Consider the following 4,389-nt stretch of genomic DNA (forward strand, 5'->3'; position numbering starts at 1 on the left):
CTAAAAACGTCTTCAGGCAAATTTAAACCTAAAGGCGACTGGAAGCGGTTTAAGACCTGTGTTATTAATTCCTGTAGGGGACTATCTGCTTCTAACCCCTCCTCTACCTGAGTCCAAAACCGATTTAAATCCCGACTAGCGGCGACTAAAAGGCTATTTTCGCCGATAAAAGATAATGCTCCGACGGGACTAGATAAAATTGGTGCTTGGTTATCCTGTCCTAAGACTCCAATTAAGGCCGAACTCGCACCCTTTTCAAATCCTATAGTAATCATAGCAATTACCGTCGGTTGGATTGACCCAAGCAAACCCCACAAAAAGCCATGAGAAGCGATCGCTCATTCAGACAGATTTAGGTGTTGGCTGTTGGGTTTCCCTTTCCCCTAAAATTGAGAGGTTTTCTTTAACCCATTGATTCGCTCAACCCCACCGACGGACTCAACCCAAGAAAAAGGACTAGACCGCGCCTAATAGCCGTAGGAGTTCCATAATCTTTTCATATAACGCCGCGTTTCCTTGCTGGCGGGACAGTTCGGCGGCTTGTCGGAAATCTCTGATCGCTTTTTCCCTTTCTTGTCGAGAGTAATAAAGAACCCCCCGATTGGCGTAAGCCTGGGCTTGTCGGGGATTAATGTTGATCGCCTGATTGAAATCGGACAGGGCGAGGTCGGGTTTCCCCTGTTCGTAGTAAAGAAGCCCGCGACCGTTGTAAGCTTCGGCCAATCGGGGATTAATGTTGAGCGCCTGATTGTAATCGGACAGGGCGAGGTCGGGTTTCTCCTGTTGTTCGTAAAGAAGCCCGCGATTGCTGTAAGCCAGAGCTAATCGGGGATTAATGTTGAGCGCCTGATTGAAATCGGACAGGGCGAGGTCTGGTTTTCCCTGTACGGCGTAAAGAAACCCGCGATTGTTGTAAGCTTCGGCTAATCGGGGATTAATGTTGAGCGCCTGATTGTAATCGGACAGGGCGAGGTCGGGTTTCTCCTGTTGTTCGTAAAGAAACCCGCGATTGAGGTAAGCCTCGGCGTATCGGGGATTAATGTTGAGCGCTTTGGTGAATTCAGCGAGGGCGAGATCGTATTTTTCTTGTTGGATGTAGCCAACTCCCCGGTTATAGTGGCCGATCGCGTCTTGATTGTTCCCTTGAGCGATCCGGGTTTCGGCTGGTTGTCGGCCCTCTAGCGCCATGACGGGGCGAACAGTCGCGAGGGTGGAAAGGCTGATTAGGCTAACGGTGGTAAGAAGGGCAAAGGATTTCATGGCTAGTTCCTCACTGGGGATGATTTTAAATTCTACTTAGGGTTGGCTGAATATCGGTGTAAATCCTGCTAAAAAAGGTTTTTGGGCTAAAAAAGCCTAAAAATATTATCCAACAAGGTTTTTAGATTTATTCAGCAACCCCTACTTAATTCATAGGCTGCTTTTTTGGGAATATACAGAATAGGCTTTTTTTGTCTAAAAAGCACTAGGCTACTACTATCTAAAGTAATTAGAAAGTAGTAAGAGCGATCGCTTTTTTTAAATCCTACAGTAATCCTAGCAATTATTGTCGGTCAAACTTATCTTTTCTCTTGGGGTAAATCGTCAATTAATTACCTTACTCCTCTTCTCTACTCATTAAAGTAGCGACTAAGAAATTCTTGGGGAGTAATTTGTAATTCTTTGATTTTTAGCTAATTTAAGGATTTTACCCGGAACTCCTCCCCACAACAATCCTGAAATCCAAACATTGACATCTAGAACAACTTTCATGAGTTGGCGCGTCTAATTTGGCGAGCTTCTTTAATCATCTGGCTAATCTCAGCTAGAGTCGGTTGATTGGGGTCTGGTTCCATTGCTTCTAGTCGCTCAAAGAATTGCTCTAGATTGACTTTATCTTGATGAACTTTTTTGAGAATGATGGAGTCTTCCGTCAGGGAAATCATGTATTTATCTCCTGGGTTGAGGCGGGTTTGAACTTCAGGAGGAAGTTCGAGGTTTCCTTCTCGATTGATTTGTATGAGTAGCTCTTTGGTCATCGGCTTCAAAATCAACTTTATTAGCTTTAGCTGTTAAACAGACTTTATAAATAATCTGATCAAGTTAATTATATATTTTTTAGCGAATTTTTCAAGCTAGGGCTTGCTACCTTGTAATCTAATCCTGGAATTGATGGCGCTCGGCGATTCGAGTCTGGAGAGATAATGTTTCTCCCTCTACATTTATACTACCCCAAGAGAGTCCTTCCACAGAATCAATACCACTGGCTACTTGATAACCACCCCCTGAACGCTTAAGATGAGATTATGAGTGATTCGGAGAAAAAAATATGTCAGGATACTACGATGACTGTTTTGACCACATTACTGATCCTGTTCAACGGAATTCTGTTCGCCAGCAATGGTTACAGATGGTTGACGGAGGTTTATCTATTGCCGATGTTAGGATGCTACTAGATAAGTACCCAGATTTTCGGTTTGTGATTGGTCGGTGGATTTCCACGAAGCCTGAAAGTCTCGGTTTTGGTGATAATACAATAGACAGGTTAAAAGAGTTTGTTGCTACTTTGCCTGAGTTTAAAGATGTATTTGATAAGTATGTTTCTCAACTTGTTTCATCAGATCAGTATCGACAGGGGTAACTTAAAAAACTTGCAACTATATTTCCTCAGTTTAAACAAGTGGCTGAACAGCCTATAAAAGAGAATGAATAAGAAAGAAGAAAAGCAAATGAAAAACGTAGAAAAGATGACGAACTAAGAATAATAGAACTGATGAGCGAACAAAACAAAAGAGAAGAAGCAGGACGATGGTATACTGATACACCATACTAGCCGTAGTGGACTGTTTCAGCTAATTTGGTGTATTAGAAAAATGCTATAAATTCTATAATCTAAGACTTTAAGCCGAAATCTATTGCCCTATTTTAGCTGAAACAGTCCACTACACGCTAACTCAAGCAAATCTCGATTATCTACAAGAATCAGTTGATATTGCGATTCTCAAGATTAAGAAGGAAACCGAGCAAAAAGTAATGAGAGGGTTGTTTTAAGTTTGTATCTGTGCTACTTTTAAAAGTGGTTTTATCATATTTTTTTTGGTTTATTTAGCTTAACTTTTCAAGGGAAAACACCTAGAATATACCATATTTTTCTGCCACTAATTTGTAAAGTAGAGTTGATGCTTAATACTTCTACTGTAACTCTACCTATTGGCGTTTTTCCTGCGATTTCAAAAGTTTTATTATCGACAAGAAAATGTTCTTCCCATTTGTCTATACGAGGATTAAATAAGCGAAATACTTTTTCTGTCACTGGATCAATTCCCTCAATACGAGCTAATTTATGAAGATTGCAAATACGACATGATAGAGCTAAATTTTCTGGTTTATCTTCCCCTTTTTTAGAGAGGGGAACAATGTGATCTACTTCAAAAGCAAGATTAAAAATAATCTCTGGTGCATGACAATATTCACATCTATGTTTTGCCCTTTTCGCAACGAGAGTATATTGGGGATGGGTCATTTCAGTTATCAGTTATCAGCCATAAGTTGTCAGTAATTACTACCTGAAGTCGATAGCTTTAAATCAGTTGAAATCAGAAAAATTTTAATTTTTGTTCCCTTGAAAAGAGATGCTTGTTACCTTTTGCTCTTGATTATAAATTAATCATTATCTTGAATCTGTTTGATGATTCTTTTCCCTCTTTGAATACTTGCTTGTAATTCTTCCTCAATTAAAGCTGTTAATTCTTGCTGTTTTATCGCAGAAAAATCAGTCTCAGAAGCTAGAGATTGATGAAATTCTTCCATCAGTTCTTGTAAACGTTCTTGTTGCTGTTTGCTGAATAAATTATCAGGACGGAAACGCTGTAAAATCACTAATGTCTCACCCATATTTTCCCCTTCAGCAATTAAACTTGTTTCCATAAGATCCAGTGCTTGACCTGGAGTCAAACCACTTGTTTCTTGGTTGCCACAAATTGCTTTATATGTCAAGGTTTTTCCTGCAAATTCTGGAACAATTGTGATAGTAGTCATGGTTTAAACAGTAAAGCGAATTTTGCAAGCTCATCCAAAATAATTTGGCTTTTCCATACTTGTTATGCACTTTAACATACTAACCGTAGGTTGACTTGAGCAATAATAACTCTTGTCTGTCAAATATTAGCGACGCTTGAGGGAAACCCAACCACACCAATGTCGTCAAGAATGTTGGGTTTCGCTCAAACCATTGAATCGAGCAGTTTTCTCCTAAGTATTAAATCGCTCAACCCAAACTACAAGCTTCTATCTGATAACTGATAACTGATTAAGACTTCACTCCCAAGTTAAAGAAAATCGTTCCCCGACGCACAGAATTTTCACTACCTTGGCTGCTAATAGTAAGAGAACGCAGATTATTAAATAAAG

General features: G+C 40.0%; 6 protein-coding genes and 2 pseudogenes. 1 reads left to right on the forward strand and 7 read right to left on the reverse strand.

Features of this window, described 5'->3' with window-relative positions:
- The 4 genes and pseudogenes from EWV66_RS01300 to EWV66_RS01310 form a co-directional block, all read right to left on the reverse strand.
- Positions 1 to 248 (reverse strand): annotated as a pseudogene (locus EWV66_RS01300) (DUF3352 domain-containing protein); the annotation flags it as partial.
- A gap of 208 nt (positions 249 to 456) precedes the next feature.
- Complete coding sequence (locus EWV66_RS01305) at positions 457 to 1,260, reverse strand: tetratricopeptide repeat protein (RefSeq protein ID WP_287107576.1); 804 nt, start codon at positions 1,258 to 1,260, stop codon at positions 457 to 459.
- 369 nt (positions 1,261 to 1,629) lie between these two features.
- Positions 1,630 to 1,752 carry a putative toxin-antitoxin system toxin component, PIN family gene (locus EWV66_RS23940; RefSeq protein ID WP_353734435.1) on the reverse strand — a complete coding sequence of 41 codons (123 nt, stop codon included), beginning with the start codon at positions 1,750 to 1,752 and terminating at the stop codon, positions 1,630 to 1,632.
- Positions 1,749 to 2,018 carry a hypothetical protein gene (locus EWV66_RS01310; protein WP_002796343.1) on the reverse strand — a complete coding sequence of 90 codons (270 nt, stop codon included), beginning with the start codon at positions 2,016 to 2,018 and terminating at the stop codon, positions 1,749 to 1,751. Before EWV66_RS01310 ends, EWV66_RS23940 begins: the two co-directional genes overlap by 4 nt.
- 290 nt (positions 2,019 to 2,308) lie before the next feature.
- Between EWV66_RS01310 and EWV66_RS01315 the strand changes: the two genes are divergently transcribed.
- On the forward strand, positions 2,309 to 2,620 hold the full coding sequence (locus EWV66_RS01315) for a hypothetical protein (RefSeq protein WP_242034510.1): 312 nt from the start codon (positions 2,309 to 2,311) through the stop codon (positions 2,618 to 2,620).
- A 477-nt stretch (positions 2,621 to 3,097) separates the two neighbouring features.
- Here the strand turns inward: EWV66_RS01315 and EWV66_RS01320 are convergent, their stop codons facing one another.
- The 3 genes and pseudogenes from EWV66_RS01320 to EWV66_RS01330 form a co-directional block, all read right to left on the reverse strand.
- The gene (locus EWV66_RS01320) at positions 3,098 to 3,502 is read right to left on the reverse strand and encodes an HNH endonuclease (protein WP_287107579.1); all 405 of its coding nucleotides are present in this window, start codon (positions 3,500 to 3,502) and stop codon (positions 3,098 to 3,100) included.
- Positions 3,503 to 3,642: 140 nt separating this feature from the next.
- Positions 3,643 to 4,017 carry a hypothetical protein gene (locus EWV66_RS01325; RefSeq protein ID WP_002796338.1) on the reverse strand — a complete coding sequence of 125 codons (375 nt, stop codon included), beginning with the start codon at positions 4,015 to 4,017 and terminating at the stop codon, positions 3,643 to 3,645.
- A 271-nt stretch (positions 4,018 to 4,288) separates the two neighbouring features.
- A pseudogene (locus tag EWV66_RS01330) lies at positions 4,289 to 4,389 on the reverse strand (DUF3352 domain-containing protein); the annotation flags it as partial.

It is taken from the genome of Microcystis sp. M_OC_Ca_00000000_C217Col, assembly GCF_007095585.1.
Taxonomy (GTDB): domain Bacteria; phylum Cyanobacteriota; class Cyanobacteriia; order Cyanobacteriales; family Microcystaceae; genus Microcystis; species Microcystis panniformis.